This window comes from Clostridium taeniosporum (genome assembly GCF_001735765.2).
Classification (GTDB): domain Bacteria; phylum Bacillota; class Clostridia; order Clostridiales; family Clostridiaceae; genus Clostridium; species Clostridium taeniosporum.
Genome location: NZ_CP017253.2, coordinates 1,539,702 through 1,561,412, shown reverse-complemented (window position 1 = coordinate 1,561,412; position 21,711 = coordinate 1,539,702). Strand labels below are relative to the sequence as shown.

Here is a 21,711-nt window from a genome sequence, read left to right as displayed (position 1 = left end):
ATCAATCTTCTAACATAATTATAACTTTTCTATGATTAAATTTACATATAATTTAATAAAATACAGTTTATTAATACATACTAATAACAAAATTAAAAATCAATCTTATTCACTAACTTGGAGGTTATATATTTATGAATAATAAATACTTAGATTTATTTGATACATTAGTCAAGTCATACTATAATGATACTTTTGATGAAACTCTTAACCGTATTATGGTATGTCATGAAGTATCTCCACAAGAAACTTTTGAAATAATAACATCCCTTTGTGGAGTAAAACTTAAATTCGATAATAATTATGTCTATAATATAAAAAAAGCTATTACAGAATATACTGTTAACAAAAGAATCGTTGAAAAACTTGAATGTTGTGGAGCTAATTGTACTCCCAATAAAGAAAAAAAATATACTTGTGAATTAGCTTGTCCTTTTAATGCTATATATTATGATGCTGAAAAGAAATCTACTGCTATAAACAAAGATGTATGTATAAACTGTGGAATTTGTATTGATTCATGTAAAAACGGTAGAATTCTAGATAAAGTTGAATTTTTACCTATTATGAATCTTATAAAAGAAAATAAAACTGTAATTGCTGCTGTTGCTCCTGCAATAACCGGACAATTTGGTGAAAATGTAACTATGGATCAATTAAGAGAAGCCTTTATTAAAGTAGGTTTTACAGATATGGTTGAAGTTGCTTTTGCTGCTGATATATTAACTATAAAAGAAGCTGTAGAATTTGATAAACATGTTAATAAATCTGATGATTTAATGATAACATCATGTTGTTGTCCAATGTGGGTTGGAATGTTAAGAAAAGTCTATAAAGAATTAGTTCCTGATTTATCTCCTTCTGTTTCTCCCATGATAGCAACTGGAAGAATACTAAAAAAATTAAATAATGATACAAAAGTAGTATTTATAGGACCGTGTATTGCTAAAAAGGCTGAAGCTAAAGAAAAAGATTTGGTTGGTGATATTGATTTTGTATTAACCTTCCAAGAATTAGATGAAATATTTAGAGCTTTAGATATAAATCCATTGAAATTAAAAGGTATTCCTTCTAAAGAATATGCATCAAAAGCAGGACGTTTATATGCTAGAACTGGTGGAGTTTCCGTTGCTATTGCTGAAACAATAAAAGAACTTTATCCTGAAAAATTCAAATACTTTAAGAGCGTTAAAGTTGATGGAATTAAAGATTGTAAAGCCATATTAGATAAGGCTCTAAAAAAAGAGGTAAATGCTAATTTTCTAGAAGGTATGGGATGCCCTGGTGGATGTGTCGGAGGACCTAAAGCTATTGTACCTCCAACCAAATCTAAAGTTGCTGTTGATAAACTTGCTTATGATTCTGCTATACAAGTTCCAGTTCATAGCACAACGTTAGACGAAGTATTATCAAAAATAAATATAAATTCAATAGATGATTTTAAAAATTCCGAAAAAATAGAACTATTAGAAAGAAAGTTTTAAAATACAGTGTTTTGTAAACTATCTACAGATTCTTTAGTAATATATTTTCCTAAAGAATAAAATAAAACTATAATTTAAGGGTATATTATGAAGTATATTTAATATATGAATGTCTATAAAAATAATTTATGTGTTAATATACTAAAAATATATCCCTTTTAATTTAATAATTCTTTTCTTAAATTAAACTTAATATACTAATTAAATGGTAGATGGAAAATATATTTAATGATACTATATAATTGTATATATTTTCTTTTATTTCTTATATTTATAAATTAGTTGGAGGGAGATATTAATGAAAAGGAATTATTTTTTTACTATTTTATTATTCTTTTGCCTTATTTTTAACATTCAATCTCCAGTATTTGCAGATGAAAATTACAGCAAATCACTGGAACATGCTATTACAAGAGCCAAAGAAATAATAAATATACCTGATACTTACACGGATTTTTCTCATTCAAATAAAACACAAAATACATCTTTAGGGGAAGTAAACATATTTGAACTTAATTGGTCTGAAGTACAAGGTAAATATGGAAATATATCTGTATCAATAGATGATAAAGGTAATTTATACAATTTTTATAAATTTAGTAATAAAAATATATCAAAAACCCTTGCTTCTATCAGTAAGGATTCTGCTAGACAAGCTTCTAAAGAGTTTATAGAGAAAGCTCTTATAAATGATTATAATTACTTAAAAGAAATCGATACTTATAATAGTCCATCTAATAATGTCTATAAATTTAAATATAAATATTATTTTGATGATATTCCATTGGAATTCTCCTATGTTTCTATTTCTGTGGACAAGTATACTGGAGAAGTTATTACCTTTAATACAAATAACTATAATTCACAGTCAACTTCTTATCCAAATAAAGATAATATTATATCTAAAACAGAAGCTAGTAAATTATACCTTAATAATATTGGTTTAAAATTAAATTACTACTCGTATTATGATTATAAAAACAATAAATTAAACATATTTCCAGCATACTGTTTAAATAGTAATCCTAATATAGCTATAGAAGCTCATTCTGGTGAAAAAGTTTCCATAAATAAAAAAGATAATCATTTAATTAATGACTATAGCAGATATGCTGATGAAAATTTAGATTTTTCAAAAAAATTAACCAAAGAAGAAGATGATGCAATAAATAATGTTTCTGGACTTATATCAAAAGATTTAGCTATTAAAACAGTAAAAAAATACTCTGATTTAGCTGCATTTGATGATAAGATTTCTACTGTTCATATAAAGAAAAATTTAGTATCCAATGCTTATATTTGGACCATTAATTTTGAAAATGCTTCTGCTGAAATAGATGCTAAATCAAATAAACTATTATCTTTTTATAATTATTCAACTAAAAAAGATAACAGTAATACGATTTCTCAAGAAGATGCACAAAATATAGTTAACAAATTTTTAAATAAAGTATCTCCTAATAAATTTAAAGAAACTAAATTAGAAAATATTAATACTGATAACAATGATTTCTTTAAATTTAAGTTTATACGTAGAGTAAATGGGATTAGCTTTATAAACAATTATATTACAGTTTCTATAAACAAATTTAATGGTAAAATTTCTGAATATAATACCCAGTGGTATGATAATGTTAAATTTCCAGATATAAATAAAGTATTATCACCAAATACCATTTTTAACGGTATTAATGACAAATTTGGATTAGAATACGCTCTTTCTAGTGATAATAATATTACTCTAATATATAATTTTATGGATTTAGAAAAAAATTATCTTATTAATCCTTTTAATGGAATAAGACTAAAATTTACTGGTGAAGAATATAAAAAAAATGAATTACCTAAGTATTCAGATATAAATGGACATTGGTGCGAAAAAATAATTGAAAAACTATTAGAAAATGGTTATTATCTGAAAGGTGATAAATTTAATCCTGATGATAGCATAACTCAAATTAATTTTTTAAGGTATCTTTATTCTCAAACTTATACTTATGATGATGATGATGAGTTTTATAATATGCTTATAGAAAAAGGGATTATTAACGAAGAAGAACAATTACCTAATTCACTACTCACTAATAAAGATATAAGTAAATTAGTAGTCAAGTATTTAGGATATGATAAAATTGCTAAAAATTCTTATATTTTCAATAATCCTTTTAATGATTGTATTGAAGATGATATAAAAGGTTATGCAGCAATTTGTTATTCATTAGGAATAATGACAGGTGATGAAAATAAGAATTTTAATCCTAATAATAATGTAACAAATGCAGATGCTGCAAAGATAATATATAACTTATTAACTAAAGGAAATAATAAATGATACTGTATTTTATAAAAACATCTTATATTTATATAAACAAAGTAGATTGAGTACTTGATCTTAGGAATACTAAAATGACTATAGTCCCATTTTAGCTTGCTTTCAATTTTAATTAAAACAAGTTAAAATGGGACTATTAAAATTTCAGCATTCTAAATTTAGAAGTTTCTTTTTTAACTTTATATTAAATGGCTTCTATAACTTTTGATACCCATTTACATAAATTAGCTGATGCTTTTTGAGCTGTTTTAACAACTCTTTCATGAGAGTGTTTAACTTTTTGTATTCCCGTTGCCATATTAGTTATACAAGCTATTCCTAATACATCCATACCTAAATAATTAGCAACTATTGTCTCTGGGACTGTTGACATACCAACTGCATCTGCTCCATGTCTACCTATCATTCTAACTTCAGCTGCTGTTTCATAGTATGGTCCCATAAATCCAGCATAAACACCTTCAGCATATTTTATTTCTAATTTGTCAGCTACTTTTTTAGCTTTGTTTATAAGCTCTATTTTATATGGTTCTGACATATCTGGGAATCTAGTTCCTAATCTTTCATCATTAACTCCAATTAATGGATTCGTTCCGAATAAGTTTATAAAATCATTTATAATCATTAATGTTCCTGGTTCAAAGTTTGTATTTATTCCACCACAAGCATTTGTTACTATTATTTTTTCTATTCCTAATTTTTTCATTACATATATTGGGTATGTAACTTCTTTCATATTATAACCTTCATAATAGTGAAATCTTCCTTGCATTAATAGCACTTCAATACCATTAATTTTTCCAAAAACTAATTTTCCTTCATGTCCTTTAACTGTAGACACTGGAAAGTTAGGTATTTCTTCATAAGATATACTTTCTACATCTTCTACAACATTAACTAAATCTCCTAATCCAGATCCAAGTATTACTGCTATTTTAGGATTTCTTTTTACTTTTTCATTAATGTAACTTACAGATTCCATTATTTTATCGTACATATCATTTCCTCCATTGCCAAATTTATTATATATTACTATATTAACCGTAAATGTTACTATTGTAAAATACTTATATCATTCTATTTTAATAAATTTTTTCTCTGTTTTTAGAATATAATATTTTACCTATCATAATTAATTTTAGCATTATCAAGATTTAATACCTTTTTTTGTATTCATTTGTACTGGAACTTTATATACTAATCTTCTAAATTTCTTAAAGATTTATTTTCTTTCTCTTAACAATAAGCTTATTTTTTAATTCTTATATGCTTATAATATCAGCTACTGCTTTTTCTATACTTTTTATAAACTAAAATAGTTTTATTAGAGATTACTATATTTTGTAAAATTTTATATATAAAAAACCAACATCCATAAAAATTTGAATATAGCAATCCCTAAAAAGGATTAACTTATAATCAACTATTATGGTAGTTGGTAGAAACGTTCAACCTATTATGAACTTATATAAGTTAAAATATTATTTAATTACAAATGTAAATTATAAATTTCGCTACCGTATATTTATTTTTAAATAATAACATAATAAGAATTTAAAATCAACTAAAAAGCTAATGTGCTAACTTTTTAGTTGAGAGTAAATAATTAAAATGTCTATCTTAACTTCGAAAGTTTTTCAGTTTTAATTCTGTTAACATTATAATAAACTTTTTCTATATCTATAGTTGTAAATAGTCCATTTTTATATACAACTTTTCCGTCAATCATAGATAAACAAATATCACTTGCTTGTGCAGAATAGAATATATTTGCTAGTACATCATATACAGGTTGCATATGAGGTCTATTAAAATCATAAACAACAATATCAGCTCTATTTCCTACTTTGATGCAACCACAGTCTTCTCTTCCTTGTGACTTTGCTCCATTTAAACATGATATTTTTAACATATCTTTTGAACTTAAAAATAGAGGATCTTTATTTGCCCCTTTGTGCAATAAAGCTGCAAGATTAACTTCTTCAAGCATATTAAGATTATTGTTACTTGCTGCCCCATCAGTTCCTATAGTTACATTAATTCCACTTTCTAACATTTTCTTTAGTGGAGCTACTCCACTACCTAGTTTTAAGTTACTAGTTGGGCAATGTGAAACTGTAACATTGTTTTCCTTAAGAATGTTAAAATCATCACCTTCAAGAAAAACACAATGAGCTGCTGTTGTTTTACTATTAAAAGTTCCACACTTATAAAAATATTCCGCTGGAGTTAATCCTCCATATCTTTTTTTACAACCTTCTTGTTCCAATTTGGTTTCTGAAAGATGTATATGCATATTCATTTCTGTTGAATTACAATAATCAGAAATTTGTTTTACTAAATCTTCTGAAGAAGTATATTCTGCATGTATAGATACATCTCCTTTTATAGCTCCGTTTTTAGAATTTTTAGCATAATTACGAATAAATTCCGTTTCTTTGTATGAATTATGTTTAAAGTAATCATTAGTATCATCATTTTTTAAATATGAATTTGAAATATTTGCTTTTATTCCTGTTTCATCTATAGCTTGCACTAAAGATTCAAGGTGAGAATACATATCAGTAAAAGACACTACACCACTTTTTATCATTTCAGATATTCCAAGTAAAGTACCCCAATAACAATCTTTATCTGTAAGTAAAGCTTCAAATGGAAAAATTCTTTCAGTTAACCATCTTTGCAAAGGTAATCCTTCACCATACCCTCTAAGCAATGTCATTGGAACATGACAATGTGTATTAAAAAATCCAGGCATTGCGACCTTATTTTTACCATCATACACTTCACCTGAATAATTTTCTGGCACATCCTTTCCAATATAAACTATTTTATTGTCCTCTACTAAAATATTAATTTCTTTAACAGTATCAAAGTTCTCATCAATCATTGTAATATTTTTAAATAACATAATAAGTATCCCCATTTCTTTTTTATTTACGGTAGCGGGTATCATAAATTTACTTACTATAATTTATGTTATATTATCAAAAATAATTATAATATTCAACATGTATTTATATTTAAAAATATGATTTTCACAAGTTATTATATTGATTTGATATCTTTATGTATATTTTTTTGAAGAATAATTATGTTAAACGTTACTCATATCTATCAAATGAAAAAAACAATAAATTAAAACTAAATTTGTATTATTTGAAAATAACCCCAACTTAAACTCAAATAATTTTTAATTTAAGCTAATATTTTCTTTAACTTAAATTTTATAAAATTTTCAAACTTCTAAAATATCATAGTTTTTTCATATTAGGAAATCATAAGAAAGAGAAGTATATAAAGCTTCTCTTCCTTATAAATACATCATTTTAAATATAATTATTATTTATAATTTTTTTCATAACTTTCAGTATCAACAAGAACATAAGATGTATTACCTGGAATAGTAACTTTATTTCCTTCTATCTTACCTAAATTTTCTACTCCAGCTTTATCTTTATTTACTACAATAGTCCACTTATCTTTTGGTAATGTAATTTTAACAGGTTCTTTATTAGAATTAAATATTACAGCTACGGTTCCCCACTTATCTCCAACTGCTTTACCATTTATTGTGTATGCAATAAGATTATTTTTATTAGTTTCTAAAAATTTAAGGTTATTTTGAATATCAGTTGCTTTATTCATTCTAAATGCTTTATGAGAATTTCTTAAATTAATTAATCCTTGATAATATTTGTATAAATCTTTATATTTCTCAATTCTATTCCAATCTAATTTATTTACACTATCAGGTGAATTATAACTATTTTCATTAAATGTTCCATCTTTATTAACTTTAGTTCTTGCAAATTCTTCACCTGCTTGAATAAATGGAATTCCTTGTGATGTAAATATAACAGCAGCTGCCATTTTATTCATATCTTTTAATTCTTCATCACTTTTATTAGGATTAACAATATTCATTCTATCCCATAAAGTTAAATCATCATGACACGATACATAATTAATAGTTTGATAAGGCTCATTAGCCCATGGTTTTTTTGAATACCTTACTTTATTATAATCTATACCATCATGTTTAGTAGAACCTACAATTCCAAACTTAACCCAATCTTCAAAGCCAGATGTTCCATTAATAAAAGCTGGTGCAGTTTTATTAAAAACATCACCTTTTAAGCCATCTCGTATATCATCACTAAACACACCTATTTGTCTATCTCCAAACTTAGATACATTAATCTTTAATGATTGATCTTCATTTTTTAAAGCACATGGGCCACCTGCCCATCCTTCCCCATAGACTAATATACTATCATCTATTTTATCTAATTCTTTTCTAATTAATTTCATTGTTTCAATATCATGATTTGCCATTAAATCAAATCTAAAACCATCAATATGATACTCTTTTACCCAATACTTAACTGAATCAAGAATAAATTTTCTAACCATTGGTCTATTTGAAGCTGTTTCATTTCCACAACCTGAGCCATTAGAGTAATTACCATCTTTATCTTGACGATAATAATAATCAGGTACAGCTAAATTAAAGTTTGAATTTTTTGTTGTATAAGTATGATTATAAACCACATCCATAACAACTCTTATTCCTTGCTTATGAAGTTCATTTATCATCTCTTTAAATTCTTTTATTCTTATCTTCCCATTATATGGATCAGTTGAATATGATCCTTCTGGAACATTATAATTTTTAGGATCATATCCCCAATTAAATTGTTGTACATTTAATCTACTTTCATCTACAGAGCCATAATCAAAACTTGGCATTAATTGAACTGTATTTACACCTAACTCTTTTAAGTGAGCAACACCAGTTTTTATATTTCCATTTAAATTACTTGTGTTATTTTGCCATACACCTTTAAATTTTCCTCTATATTTCAAGTCAACACCTGAATTAGGATCTATTGAAAAATCTCTAATATGCATTTCATAAATAACTGCATCAGTTGGATTTTTAAGTTCTGGTCTCTTGTCATTTTCCCATCCCTTTGGATTAGTAGATTCTAAATTAACAACCATTCCTCTATTTCCATTAACTCCAACAGCCTTTGCATAAGGATCTATAACCTCATTTTCTTCGCCATTAATAGTTACTAAATAATTATAGTAAACACCATCTAAATCTTCAGATTCTTTAACAGTCCAAACCCCATTATTTTCTTTAGTCATATTTAGCTTTCTTTCTGACTTAGAATCTGCTTGTTTTCCATCTTTTCCATAAAGAACTACTTTAACATCAGTTGCAGTTGGTGCCCATAATTTAAATTGAGTACCCTCTTTACTATAAATAGCTCCTAAATTACCTCTATATGAATATAAATCTTCAAACTCGCTACTATCATATACTTTTCTAAAGTCAGCATTTCTAGTTCCGAATTTAGGAATTTCTAAAGAATATGTGTTGTTTAAATTTAACTTTTTATTAAATTTAATGCATCCTTTCATCCTATTATCTTCAAGGGTAATGTTATATAAATCCTTTTCGGAAACGTTCCCATTATTTTTTAAAATAAATTCATCTGTATTATCTATTTTAGAATTAGTTTCAAATTTAATTTCATTGATAGAATCTATTTTTAGAGAAGTTATTTTTTTGCCAATTGACTTATTGTTATCCATATAAACATTTTCATCATCTTCAGCAATATATGCATTAATTTCACCATCATTATTAGCGTATGCTAAATCTATAGCTCTATCCTTATCTATATCTTTTTCTTTCCATTTACCTTTTCTTATTATAAAAGATATTTTTCTATCATTTTTTGTGTTTAATTTATTTATTTCAGCAATCTTACCAAATTCATCTTGTTTATTGAATTTATATCCTTGCCCATCGTTTTCATTAAACCAACACCAAGCATTCCATGAATCATAATTGTTATCTGATCTATAGTAATGTAAATTTAATTTTACTTTATTGAAATTTCTATTTAATTTTCTATCTTCTCTAGTTATTTTTTTGTTATTCTCATGTATTATAACTTCCTTATCACCATTAGTTAAATCTACGCATTCATCATCTGTTGCTTTATCACTCCAATCAGATTTTCTAATAATAAAAAATAATTGTTTTTTATTTTTATTTATTTTTATAACTGCAAATTTTCCTTCATTATCTTCTCCAATAAAGTTTACCGATTTTCCATCTTTCCCTTTTTCCCATGTCCATATATCCCAATCATCATAATTTTTATCTAGTCGATCATATCTTATTTTTACATATACCCCATCATTATCGTCAGCTGCTTTAACTTTTACAGGTGGAATTTGGGCCATAGTAAAAATAAAAGTAACCACAAAGATTATTGACCATATTTTTTTTAGTTTTTTCATTGTCTCCCCTCCATTTTAAATGTTTACATTAATACTATATCACGCTTTTACATTTTATGGAATATATGTAAAAAGCATTTTAAGCTATAATTATAACTTAAAATGCTTTTTTATTAGTTTTTAATTAAATTTAATCTAATTCCTTTAATTTTATCAAAAGTTCACCTATTTTTACTTGTTGACCTTCTTTAACAGAAATCTGTTCTACAATTCCATCACAACTAGCAACTATATTTGTTTCCATTTTCATTGCTTCTATTACAACTAAGCTTTCTCCTTCTTTTACTTGTTGACCTTCTTCAATAAGTACCTTAATAATATTGCCTGGTATACTTGCTCCTATATCTAATTTATTTGAAGGATCAGCCATTTTAGAGGTACTATCTGATCTTAGACTATTCATTTCTCTTTCTGTATTATCTTTTATTTTAATTTCTCTTCTATTTCCATTTATTTCAAAATCAATAGTTCTGTATCCTTCATTATCTAGTTTACCTATTTCTATTAATTGGACAATCATTGTTTTGCCTTCAGCAATTTCAATTTCGCTTGTTTCTCCTTCTGATAATCCATGGAAAAATACATCGCTGCCCATGCGACTTACATCACCGTATTTTGATACAAATTTCATAAAGTCTTCAAATACATCTGGATATAATGCATAACTTAATATATCTCGTTTACTTGGATTAAACTTATATTTATCCTTCAAATATTCTTTAATCTTATCAAAATCTTCTGGTGGTAATAACTCTCCTGCTCTTACTGTAATAGGTTCTTCGCCTTTTAATACCAATTTTTGTAATCCTTCAGGGAATCCACCTTCTGGTTGACCCATCATACCTTTAAAATATGAAACAACAGAGTCTGGGAAAGCCATATTTTTTGCTTTTTCAAATATATTTTCTGGAGTTAAATCATTTTGTACCATAAAAATAGCCATATCACCAACCATTTTCGAAGATGGTGTAACTTTTATTATGTCTCCAAGTAAATCATTTACCTTTTTATACATTGTCTTAACTTCATTGAATCTATGTCCAAGCCCAAAACTTTCTACTTGAGGTTTTAAATTTGAATATTGACCCCCTGGAATTTCAAACTTATAAATTTCTGCACTACCTGATTTTAAATCAGATTCAAATTGACTATATACTGGTCTTACTGCATCCCAATAATCAGACAATTTTTGAATTCCACCTATATCAATACCAGTATCTCTATCAGTATTATTAAGTGCTGCAACTATTGAATTTAAAGCTGGTTGACTTGTAAGTCCTGACATACTATTAAATGTTGTATCCACAATATCAACACCTGCATCAGCAGCCATTAATACTGTTGCTACACCATTTCCTGTTGTATCATGAGTATGAAGATGAATTGGTATTGAAACTTCATTCTTTAATGCTTTTATAAGTTTCTTAGCCGCATATGGTTTAAGTAATGCTGACATATCTTTTATTGCTAGAATATGAGCTCCCATTTTTTCAATTTCTTTGGCTTTGTCTACATAGTATTGTAAATTGTACTTATCCCTATTTTCATCTAAAATGTCTCCAGTATAACATAATGCAACCTCAGCTAATTTATTAGCTTTTAATACTTCTTCTAAAGATACTTCTATTCCCTTTAGCCAATTTAGTGAATCAAATATTCTAAATATATCTATTCCACTATTAGCTGATTCTCTTATAAATTCTCTTATTATATTATCAGGATAATTCTTATATCCAACTCCATTAGCTCCTCTAATAAGCATTTGGAACATAACATTTGGAATTCTTTTTCTTAATGAATCTAATCTTTTCCAAGGCGATTCCTTTAGAAATCTATATGCAGTGTCAAAGGTAGCACCACCCCACATCTCAAGTGAGAATAAATCTTTTCCATATAATGCTGTTGCTTTAGCTATGTTTTTCATATCCTTACTTCTCACACGAGTAGCCATTAAAGATTGTTGTGCATCTCTCATAGTAGTATCTGTAAGCAATAATTTATTTTGATTTTTTATCCATTTAACTACACCTTCCGGACCTTCAGAATCTAGTATTTGCTTAGTTCCTAATAACCCATCTAATGAGTCTACTGGTGGAATTACTGGAACATCATATTCTTTTTTAATTCCTTTAGTTTCATTTACTATCTTTTCACCAATAAAATTAAGTAACTTGTATTCTTCATCAGTTTTTGGTGTTATATCAAATAATTGAGGATTTTCTGATATAAAATTAGTATCACATTCACCTTTTTTAAATGTTTCATTATTCAATACATTTATTAAAAAGTCTACATTAGTTTTTATACCTGTTATAGTTGATTCTTTTATAGCACGTATAGATTTTCTTACAGCATCTTCAAATGTTCTTGAATAAGCTGTCGTCTTCACTAATAAACTATCATAGTAAGGACTTATAACAGCTCCACCAAATCCATTTCCTCCATCTAACCTTATACCAAAACCTGAACTTGTTCTATAAACATCTATTTTTCCCGTATCTGGTGCAAAATTATTTGATGGATCCTCAGTAGTTATTCTACATTGAATAGCATAACCTCTTGGTTTTATATTTTCTTGTGAATATATTCCAATTTCTTTCGAATCCAATGGATATCCTTCAGCCACTAAAATTTGACTTTGTACTAAATCTATTCCTGTAGTCATTTCTGTTATAGTATGTTCTACTTGAATTCTTGGATTCATTTCTATAAAGTAATGATCTCCGTGCATATCTACTAAAAATTCTAAGGTTCCTGCATTTCTATAATTAACAGATTTAGCTATTTTTAAAGCATCAGCACAGATTTCTTCTCTTTTTTCTTGTGTTAAAGATAAAGCTGGACTAATTTCAATAACCTTTTGATGTCTTCTTTGAATAGAACAATCTCTTTCATAAAGATGAACTATATTTCCATATTTATCACCCAAAATTTGAATTTCTATATGTTTTGGACCTTCTATGTATTTTTCAATAAACATATCATCTATACCAAAAGCCTTCTTGGCTTCATTTTTAGCGTTTACAAATGCGTCAACAAGCTCTTCTTCTCGTCTTACTATTCTCATACCTCTTCCGCCACCACCTGCAGCAGCTTTTATCATAACAGGATACCCACACATTTGGGCAATTTTTATAGCTTCCTTTTCACAAGTTATAGGTTTTTCTATTCCTGGTATTACTGGTACCCCAACATTTTTAGCAACTATTTTTGATTTTATTTTATCACCTAATTGATCCATCATTTCAGACTTAGGACCTATAAATTCTATCCCTGCTTCTTCACATCTTTTTGCAAACTCAGAATTTTCTGATAAAAATCCATATCCAGGATGTATAGCATCTACATTTTTCTTTAATGCAAGACTTATTATCTCATCAATATTTAAGTATGCTTCTACCGGCCCCTTATTTTTACCTATTTGATATGCTTCATGTGCTTTGGTTCTAAATAGAGCACGTTTATCTTCTTCTGAGTATATTGCAACTGTTCTTATTCCAAGTTCATGACATGCCCTAAATATTCTTATTGCAATTTCTCCTCTGTTTGCAACTAATACTCTTTTAAAATTCTTCCCCAACTTATACACTCCTTTATTATTTCTTATACTATAATTAAAGTACATTTTATTATTTTAGTTAATTCAATTAGTAATGTTATAAAAATTATAGCATATTTACTTGAAATTATCACTTAATATTCGTTATTATTTTTCTTTTAATCTCATTATTATTAATTTTATTATAATAAATAACTAAAATCTTTAAAGCTACTATTTATCAAGACTTTTATTTTTTAATTGTCAATATAATATTATATATTAATCTAATTTATCTATTTAATTTCTAATATAATTTTTGTCTTTAAAGTTCGTATTTTTTACAAATTAAAATATCATTAATATTGTTATCATACAACTAATGTCTTATCCGTAAAATTTAAAAATATAATTAAAATAACCAATGGATAAAAATATTTTCATCCATTGGTTAATGTTTTAAATAATAAATAATAAATATTAAAAATTTTATACTTCAACAATATTTTTTAGCCATTTTTTTTGTTTATATCTTTTAAAGCTTAAAATAAATTTATAAATTTCCTCTGCTAATACTAATACATATACCCAATATATAGGCAATGATAATGCTATTCCCCCTAAATAAGATAAAGGAATTCCTATAAGCCATACACCTGTAGTATCTAAAATTAGTCCTGATTTAGTATCTCCTCCACTTCTAAGAACTCCCGTAATATTAACTAAGTTGAACATTTTAAAAGGTAAATATACTACAAATACGATTAGACATTTGCTTATATCTACTGCTACTGATTCTGTTACAGTAAACAAACCTATTAATGGCCATCTCATAAAAATACATATAATTCCTATAACTAAAGTACCTATAAATTGCAGTATAAAAAGATATTTTGCATGTATATCTGCTTTTTTCAGCTTGTTTGCTCCTAGCTCATTTCCCAGAATAACAGCCGTTGCGGCACTAATACCTTGAAATATTACAACTGCAATTTGCTCAACTGTTTGAGTTATAGTAATAGCTGCTACTGCTCCATCGCCCATTCTTCCATATACAAGTGAATATATGGTTACTCCAAGTCCCCACATAAACTCATTTGCAATAACCGGTGATACTGTAATAAAGAATATTTTTATAAATGCTTTATTAAAATCAACTAACTCCTTCAATCTTGCAGCAGCTGGCCCATTTTTTAAGTAAACTACACTTAATACACTAATACATTCAATTATCCTAGCAATTAAAGTCCCAATAGCGGCACCTTGTACCCCTAATGCCGGAAAACCAAAGTGTCCAAAAATTAGTGTATAGTTTAAAATAGCATTAATCAAAATTGAAAACAAACTTATTACAACTGGTGCCTTTACCTCATTTACAGCTCTTAATAAAGATATATATGCGTTAGTAATTGCTGTTAATGGATAACTTAATGCAACAATTGATAAATACGCAGCACCTATTTTTATTGTATATTCACTTGGTGTAAAAATTCTCATAACTAAATTAGGACATATTAAGCTCGGAATAACAAATATTATTGCTCCAATTAAACCTATAATTAAAGATATTCCTAATACCTTTCTTATATTTTTAATATCTCTTTTCCCCCAATATTGAGCAGTTAATATTGATGATCCACTTACAATTCCAAATAATAACAATGTAAACACAAAGAAAACTTTGTTAGCAAGACCCACTGCTGCAATAGTTGTCTCTCCTAATTGACCTATCATCATAGTATCTATAAGATTTAAAATTGTATTAAGTAAAGCTTGTATAGTTACTGGAATAGCAATTGCTATAGTCTTACGAATAAATGCTTTATCTTGTATCATATTTATTATATGATTTTTTATTGCCATTAATTTTACCCCCACCTTATAAATTTTCAAACTAATTTAAAAATTCCAAATACAATACTAGTATTAAATTCATAATTTTACCAATTATTCTCAATATAATAAAACTAGAATTAATAATTAACTAATAATTTAATTACAATTCTAGTTTTAATTATTTATAATTTATTACTATTTTAAATTAATTATAGATATTTTATTATAAAAAGTATAGTAACATTTAAATTTATTTTTAGAATTCTTAAAACTAATTTATAAGTCCACTTACTTATACAAAAATACCCTTTGTTTTTATAATAAACTTAAAACTTTATTTAGCAATTTTTATAATACCTTTTTCAAGTTTTTCTATTTTAGCTAAAGAATATACATCATATCCCTTTTCTTGTAAAAGTTTAGGTCCTGGTTGAAATGATTTTTCTATTACTATCCCAATTCCAGCAACCTTAGCTCCTGCACCTTCTACTAATCTTGCAGCTCCAAGTGCAGCTTCCCCATTAGCTAAAAAATCATCTATTATTAAAATATTATCATCTTCATTTATATATTTTTTTTGAAGTGTAAGTTCATAATCTGTACCTTTTGTAAATGAATGTACAGTTGTTTGATATACATCACCTTTTAATATTTTAGATGATTGTTTTTTTAATATTACCATTGGTAAATTCATTTGCATTGCAGTCATAACAGTTGGTGCAATTCCTGAACTTTCAATTGTAAAAATCTTTGTTATATTATGATCTTTAAAATAATTTTTAAAATATGTACCCATTTCATACATTAAATCAGCATCTACTTGATGATTTAAAAATGAATCTACTTTTAATACATCACTAGAAAGTGCTTGTCCTTCTTTTAATATACGCTTATGTAAATTTTCCATTTTATTTTACCTCACTTTTTTCATCTTTTAATATTAAATTTAAAACTAGCGCTACAATAGTTCCTGTTGAAATCCCAGATGAAAATATCATTTTTAAACCTTCTGGTAATTGACCTATGAACTCTGGACGAAATGTAATTCCAACTCCAAGACCTATTGCTGTTGCTATTATTAATAAATTTCTGTTATTTAATTTTACTCTACTTAAAGTTTTAATTCCAGAAGCTGCAACAGTACCAAACATTACTATTCCTACTCCACCTAAAACTGGTGAAGGTATTATGTTTATCAATGCTGCAAACTTAGGGAAAAATCCTAATATAATCAATATAATTCCAGCCATCATTGCTACATATTTACTTGCTACCTTTGTTAATGGAATTAAACCTACATTTTGACTAAAAGAAGTATTAGGAAACGTTCCACAAATTCCTGCAATCATACTTCCTACTCCATCAGCTAATACACCTGAACCAACTCTCTTATCTTCCATTTCTATTTTAGAAACTTCTCCTATTGCCTTTAAACATCCAACAGTTTCTATTGTAGTAACAAAATAAGCAGGTATAAAAGGTATCACTACTTTCCAGTCTAGTGTAACACCGTATGAAAATATTTTAGGAAATGATACAAAACTTGCATCTCTTACAGAAGTAAAATCAACCATTCCAAGTGGTATACATATTAAGTATCCAAGTACCATACCAATTAAAATTGAAGCACTACTTATAAGTCCTTTTCCATATCTATTTAAAAGTAAAGTAGTAGTCATTACTATCATTGCAATTGAAATATTCACTATACTACCATAACTTTGTGATCCAACACCACCTGCTGCCCAATCCATTGATACTGGAAGTAAAGTAAGTCCTATTAAACATACAACTGTTCCTGTAACTAAAGGTGGAAATAGTTTCATAAGTGGTCTAATTATAAAACTTAAAATTACTTCCACAAATGATCCTAGTATTGTTGCACCTATGATTCCTGGAATTCCAAAAACACTACCAACTGCTATAGCTGGTGACACAAAAGTAAAATCTGTTCCCATTATACATGCTACTCTTGAGCCTATAGGACCAATTCCTTTTGATTGAATAAAAGTAGCTATTCCAGCCGCTAATATAGTAGCACTCATAAGAGCAGTTGATGTTGCAGTATCAAATCCTAATGCACTTGAAATAACTAATGGCACAACTATGATTCCCCCAAATGCGGCGAATATATTTTGAAATGCTAATAATATTTGAGTAACTAAGCCAGGCTTATCATCAATACCATAAAGTAATTGCATATCTTCTTGATTTTCCTGTAAATCATCTTTCTTAATTCTAAGCTTTCTTTGTTGCTTTAAATCTAATTGCATGTATTATTTATCTCCCTTTTAGTAAATTTAATCATACCTAAAGACACGCAAATAACTAATATATTCTTAAATTAACCTAACAAAAAAACACCTCAAATTATAAAATTTGAGGTGTTGCATTTCTAGATAGTAATTTAATCAAGAATTTTAACAATACCTCGTAGTCTGCTAATTTACGGATAGCAGGTAGAAACTTTCCAACCATTATATTGAAAATATACGAGTCTTCCGTATGAATGTTGAAATTATAACACATAAACCTTATTTATTCAAACATATTATATTTTATTAAGATGTTTTCAAGATATTTATATATTATTTTATAAAATTGATTATTTTTAATTAAAAATTCTTGCAATTTAAAAATTCGTCTTTAACTAAATTTTTGTTATATATAATATTTCTATGATATAGCTTCATACTTCCTTACTAATATTTACTTTAATTTAGATTTTATCAGCTTTTCAATCTTTAAAAATTCTATAATTTCTTTTATATAAAAAAGGATTGAATGTCCCTTACTTTATAAATTAGTTAATTCAATCCTTATAAACAATCTTAATTATTTACTTTTTAGTATTAAATACTTTATTTAATAAACATTTATGATAAATAAATTATTATAATTTAGCTTTTAAATTATAATCTATATTACGAAAATAACTTTGCCCATCTTTAACACCTGCTAATTGCCAAAATAATTTATGTTTCTTAGATTCATCATTAAAATTTTTTTCAACATCTTTGCCTTTTTTTCTCATTTCTCTTAATAAAACATTTAAATTATATCTCTTCCAAAATTTATAATCATAATCCATTTTATCTAATACTCTATAAGAACTAAGGACTTCAATTTCTGGTCCTCCAAGATCTCTTTCTATGTTTCTTATTGTATTAGAATTTTTTCCAGGATCTAATAAAACAAAATATCCATAATCTAAATCACTTCGAATAAGTCGTCCATATATCTGTTTCATTTTTATGCAAAGTTGTGGATAATTTACTTCTTGGTATATCTTATTTTGATATGTTGTTATGGCTTTTAATATAGGGTAATCTATATTATAATTAGGTAATTTATCTAGCATTACACAATTAAGCCCTTCTCCTGCAACATCTATGCCTTCAAAAAAACCTTTTCCCCCTAACACTATAACACTTCTTTTTTGGTCATTTAATGATCCAATTGCCTTTCTATTTAAATGAACTTCTATTTTACTTCCACTTGTCAATAATTCCAATTCCTCAAATACTTCTTGTTTTCTGTTATTACTATTAAATAAAACAAGTATATGACCATTTAGCTTTGTAGCTGTATTAAATATAAATTGAGCCATATTCCTAATATAATTGGAACTATTATAAGATCCTATATCATTTAAAGCAAATATTTTGGTTCTTTGTTTTAAATTAAAAGTAGGAGGTATTATAAATTCCTTTGAATTTTCTTGACCCAAATGATTTTTTATTTTTTCAAATGACTTTTCTATTCTTAAAGTCGCTGATAAAAATGTTACACTTTTAACTTCTTTAAGCATATGTTCATTTACTAATTCACCAACATTCAAAGGTATATTTCTAAGGGTACAACCTTTATATTCCTTGTCTACTTCTAATTCTTTTGCATAAAATTTGCTTTCTTCTAAAAACTTATCTATTATATTAAAATTATCCTTTAATTTACCAACATAATCATTTAAATTTCTAAATTCCCTATCTCCATTTGTTTCATCTTCTAATGTAATATTTCTTATGTAATCATTTAACACTTTATATAAAGCATATATGCTTTCCTTTATATTGGATATAGGTAATCTTGAATTTCTCATTGATTCCTCAATTTCATACCTTGGTAGAAAAAATTCAGTAGTAAAATTATATTTACCATTTATTAACTTCATATTTCTAAATTCATTTAGCAATATTATTATATTACTTTTAATTTCTTCAACTAAAAATCGCAATTTATTTAAATCTATAGTTTCTCTATAACCATACTCCGCATTTAATTTTCTAAGTTGAGAGTAAACACTAGGATAACCCTTTTCTACTTGATTTAGCAAATCTTCAAAATCATTTGAAACAAATTCTTCACAGAAAAAGTCATAGCATTTATCTATAAGATTATGTGCCTCATCTATTATTAGATGTTTTATTTTCTTCTTTTCAGAATATGGGTAACATGATAATAAAGAATGATTTATTACAGTTATATTTTCATAGGGCAATTCATTATATCTATTTTTTAAATAACATGGTTTAATACATCTATCCAAATCACATAACTCATTATCACAATTTATTTCTTTTAAGTATTTATCAATTTCAAAATGGATATAAGCCCAATAACTTACATCTTCAATGTCTCCGTGTTTTCCTTCATCACATAATCTTCTCAAAAATAATTGAGTTAAGCTACTTTCTTTACTCTCATTTAATCTATCACATTTATTTAATCTATCTATACAAATATAATTTGCTTTTCCTTTTATAGCACCATAATTTAATTTTTTATCCAATCCAAGTTTTTTAAGTATCATTGGTATATCTTTTTCAATAAGTTGATTTTGAAGTTCTTTGGTGTTAGTAGAAATAAAATAACTTGCATCTTCAATTTTTTTATTCTTTTTATTTAAATAAGCTTTAGTGGCAGCTATAAGAAGATATGCAAAAGTTTTTCCACTTCCAGTTGGAGCTTCAATGAAAATTCTTTCTTCTCTTTCTATGTTTTCTCTTATTTTATTTGAAAAACTTTTTTGTTCTTCTCTATATTTGTATCCAAAATCCCCACCATTATTCCATATTTCTTCTTCCTTCAATAATTCTTCATACTTTGAATAATCTATGTCTATCTTTTTTAGTTTAATATCTTGTTTTTTGTTTTCTTCATAACTAACATAAGGGTAATCATCTATATTAAACATTAATGGTTTTAATAAATATTCTTTCCATTCCCATTTTTTTAAAAATTCATAATCTTTATCTATAATACTATATAGTGATGTATTTTTTTTCTTATTTTCCTCTCTAATCCATTCTCTACATAAAAGTGAATTTACTACTTTTAAAGTATCAAAAGAATCCTCAAGTCCTCTATGTAATTCATCTTTTTCTAATTTAGTAACACTTTTTATTAATGAATCTAAATTATATTCTTTTCTCCAAGGCTCCAATATTGCTGCAAGTTCCATAGAATCAAGAATTTGATTTTTAATTTCTGAGATATAGTATGAAAGAAATTTCTTTTCAAAATCTCCATTATGACATATCAAAGGTAAATCTTCCAAAAAATCTATAAGTTCATTTTTTACATCTTGTAGCTTTCTTGAATTCATTAATTCTTCCTCTGTTAATCCCTGACAAAGTTTATAAATACTTGTTGGTACTTTCCCATTAGGTTTTATTAAAGTTCTATATGTACTTATATTAGAATCTTTAACTTTAACAGCACCTATTTCTATTATTTCACATGTTTTTTCATCAAGACCTGTTGTTTCAATATCTAAATATATGACATTATCCAAAATGCTTTTTAAATTTTCCATAGTATATATTTACTCCTAGTATTAATTAATTGAAATATACTTTTAAAAATATTATAATACAATTTCTTTACTAAAAATTATATCATAATACAATTGTTTACTAAATAAAAGTAATTTATTAAAAATATATTTATGCCATGGTTTTTAACAAGAATTGTAAACCTAAATTTTATAATATTTTAAGATTTAAAAATATTATATTTTCATATACACTAAAAAGTCCCAGATAAAATTTTCTTATATCTGGGACTTCCAAATAAGCTACTAAACCATTTCAGCATCAAATATTATAAGTATACCCTTATAATTATTATATAAATATAATTTTGTTTTTGATATTAATAATATGATTTAGTATATTATTTTGAAAGGAAAAAGT

At 26.2% G+C, this 21,711-nt stretch carries 10 protein-coding genes and 2 riboswitches; of the genes, 2 read left to right on the top strand and 8 right to left on the bottom strand.

What is annotated here, in order from left to right; translation table 11 throughout:
• The first annotated feature begins 134 nt into the window (after nucleotides 1-134).
• Together BGI42_RS07265 and BGI42_RS07260 are read left to right on the top strand one after the other, a co-directional pair.
• Nucleotides 135-1,484 carry a [Fe-Fe] hydrogenase large subunit C-terminal domain-containing protein gene (locus BGI42_RS07265; protein WP_069679687.1) on the top strand — a complete coding sequence of 450 codons (1,350 nt, stop codon included), beginning with the start codon at nucleotides 135-137 and terminating at the stop codon, nucleotides 1,482-1,484.
• A gap of 298 nt (nucleotides 1,485-1,782) precedes the next feature.
• A complete protein-coding gene (locus tag BGI42_RS07260; protein ID WP_069679686.1) occupies nucleotides 1,783-3,816 on the top strand; it encodes a YcdB/YcdC domain-containing protein in 2,034 nt (677 codons plus the stop codon).
• Nucleotides 3,817-4,000: 184 nt separating this feature from the next.
• Here the strand turns inward: BGI42_RS07260 and BGI42_RS07255 are convergent, their stop codons facing one another.
• The 8 genes from BGI42_RS07255 to BGI42_RS07220 form a co-directional block, all read right to left on the bottom strand.
• Complete coding sequence (locus BGI42_RS07255; protein WP_069679685.1) at nucleotides 4,001-4,813, bottom strand: purine-nucleoside phosphorylase; 813 nt, start codon at nucleotides 4,811-4,813, stop codon at nucleotides 4,001-4,003.
• A gap of 399 nt (nucleotides 4,814-5,212) precedes the next feature.
• A riboswitch (purine riboswitch) is annotated at nucleotides 5,213-5,308 on the bottom strand.
• Nucleotides 5,309-5,431: 123 nt separating this feature from the next.
• The gene (locus tag BGI42_RS07250) at nucleotides 5,432-6,727 is read right to left on the bottom strand and encodes an amidohydrolase (RefSeq protein WP_069679684.1); all 1,296 of its coding nucleotides are present in this window, start codon (nucleotides 6,725-6,727) and stop codon (nucleotides 5,432-5,434) included.
• A 431-nt stretch (nucleotides 6,728-7,158) separates the two neighbouring features.
• Complete coding sequence (pulA, locus tag BGI42_RS07245) at nucleotides 7,159-10,140, bottom strand: type I pullulanase (RefSeq protein WP_084023857.1); 2,982 nt, start codon at nucleotides 10,138-10,140, stop codon at nucleotides 7,159-7,161.
• Between the two features lie 130 nt (nucleotides 10,141-10,270).
• Nucleotides 10,271-13,720 carry a pyruvate carboxylase gene (locus BGI42_RS07240; RefSeq protein ID WP_069679683.1) on the bottom strand — a complete coding sequence of 1,150 codons (3,450 nt, stop codon included), beginning with the start codon at nucleotides 13,718-13,720 and terminating at the stop codon, nucleotides 10,271-10,273.
• Between the two features lie 447 nt (nucleotides 13,721-14,167).
• On the bottom strand, nucleotides 14,168-15,541 hold the full coding sequence (locus tag BGI42_RS07235) for an MATE family efflux transporter (protein ID WP_069679682.1): 1,374 nt from the start codon (nucleotides 15,539-15,541) through the stop codon (nucleotides 14,168-14,170).
• Between the two features lie 307 nt (nucleotides 15,542-15,848).
• Entirely contained in the window at nucleotides 15,849-16,421 is a 573-nt protein-coding gene (locus BGI42_RS07230; protein ID WP_069679681.1) for a xanthine phosphoribosyltransferase, read from the bottom strand.
• Nucleotide 16,422: 1 nt separating this feature from the next.
• On the bottom strand, nucleotides 16,423-17,715 hold the full coding sequence (locus BGI42_RS07225; RefSeq protein ID WP_420825942.1) for a uracil-xanthine permease family protein: 1,293 nt from the start codon (nucleotides 17,713-17,715) through the stop codon (nucleotides 16,423-16,425).
• A gap of 213 nt (nucleotides 17,716-17,928) precedes the next feature.
• Nucleotides 17,929-18,030, bottom strand: a riboswitch (purine riboswitch).
• A gap of 377 nt (nucleotides 18,031-18,407) precedes the next feature.
• Nucleotides 18,408-21,332 carry a helicase C-terminal domain-containing protein gene (locus tag BGI42_RS07220; protein WP_069679679.1) on the bottom strand — a complete coding sequence of 975 codons (2,925 nt, stop codon included), beginning with the start codon at nucleotides 21,330-21,332 and terminating at the stop codon, nucleotides 18,408-18,410.
• Between the last annotated feature and the right edge of the window lie 379 nt (nucleotides 21,333-21,711).